Raw genomic sequence first — 1,461 nt, 5'->3', positions numbered from 1 at the left:
CATGTCTAACATGCGGTCTGCTTCGTCTAAGATCAGCCATTCGATCGCACGACAATCAAAGCGCTCAGCTTCGATGTATTCCATTAGGCGGCCTGGAGTCGCAACAACGATGTCTTGGGTGGTGCCAAGAATGTCTGCGTGCTCTTGGTACATCACACCACCTGTGATGGTGAAGATGTTTAGCGCAGTGTATTTCGCAAGTTCACGAGCTTGGTCAGTGATCTGCATTGCTAGTTCACGGGTCGGCGTCAGGATAAGCATACGAGCAGGGCCCGCTTTCTTACGTGGGAAATCCTGAAGGTACTGCAGTGCTGGCAGTACGAATGAGGCTGTTTTACCAGTACCTGTTGGCGCAGAAGCCAAAACGTCTCTTCCATCTAACGCTTGTGGGATTGCTTCAGCTTGTATCTGTGTTGGGCGTTCGTAGCCCATTTCGTCAATTGCTTTAAGCAGCTCTTGGTTTAGATCGAGTTCTGCAAAGGTTCTGATCACTGTTGTTTCTCCACAAGCAATAAATGTTTCTGCCTCAAAAAGCAGACGATAAAAAAGAGTAGTCGGACATTATAGAAGCATTAGTGATTAGGATCACATGGTATTTGCTACATCTTGAGATAAAAATCTTTGGTGAGCGCTATAAATGCCTCGCTATAACCATTTTGATGATGAATGGTAAGCGATTCACGCTGCAAATCGGCCTCACGCGCAGGATCTTTCGATAACTCAAAAAGAATTCGACTCGCAGGCTTCTTGTCTGTGGTTTTTACATCGAGACGCTTAGCTAGGTGCCAACCGCACTGTTTGGCAAGCTTGATAAAACCTTCTCCCTCAGGCGTTGGCAGTATAAAACTGGCGGTTGCAGTTTCGGTTGTGATCTCGAAACATCGCTTGGCAAGTTGCAGATGATCCAAGCTGTCAGTGTGTCTAGCAGTTGCTCTTTGGCTCTGCAGTGACTGCTCTCCTGAGTTGAAGTAGGGTGGGTTGCAGATTATCGCGTCAAACTTTTTTGGAAAGTCGGCGGTGAGCACGCTGCTATCATGCAGAGTGATGCGATCTTGCCATGGCGACTGCTCAATATTAATGGTCGCAGCTTCAATCGCGTGTGGATCAATATCGATCGCGGAGATCGATATGTCAGCAAAGCGCTGCGCGGCCATCAAGGCCAAAAGCCCGGTGCCTGTTCCAATATCGAGTGCTAAGGACTTAGGTGCAATGCTTACCCATGCGCCAAGTAGTACACCATCGGTACTGACTGGCATACCGCTTTGCCCACCGTAAATTGAGAATTGCTTAAAATTGAAGCTTTTAGTCTGCACGATTTTGTCTTTCATGAATGTTCTGAGTATCGAGATATTTTAAGTGATTAGCTCTAATGTTAACTACTTGTGTGGATCAATGTTCTGCTTGAGAAACTATTGTTGTGAATTATGGTTAGTTTATAATTGTGGCTATTTTTTCATAGCC

General features: G+C 46.1%; 2 protein-coding genes. Both read right to left on the bottom strand.

What is annotated here, in order from left to right; translation table 11 throughout:
* Positions 1 to 492, bottom strand: a 492-nt coding sequence (locus BCT81_RS00925; protein ID WP_133152474.1) for a DEAD/DEAH box helicase, incomplete at its 3' end; no start/stop codon positions are given.
* A gap of 107 nt (positions 493 to 599) precedes the next feature.
* Positions 600 to 1,328, bottom strand: coding sequence for a methyltransferase (locus BCT81_RS00920; protein WP_102423001.1), 729 nt, complete (start codon positions 1,326 to 1,328; stop codon positions 600 to 602).
* Positions 1,329 to 1,461: the final 133 nt, after the last annotated feature.

This window comes from Vibrio sp. 10N.261.52.A1 (genome assembly GCF_002876325.1).
GTDB classification, from domain to species: Bacteria; Pseudomonadota; Gammaproteobacteria; order Enterobacterales; family Vibrionaceae; genus Vibrio; species Vibrio chagasii.
This window is presented reverse-complemented; position numbering and strand designations above follow the sequence as displayed.

Excerpts from the sequence above, each read along its gene's own strand:
- BCT81_RS00920 (WP_102423001.1), bottom strand. The coding sequence starts at position 1,328 with ATGAAAGACAAAATCGTGCAGACTAAAAGCTTCAATTTTAAGCAATTC.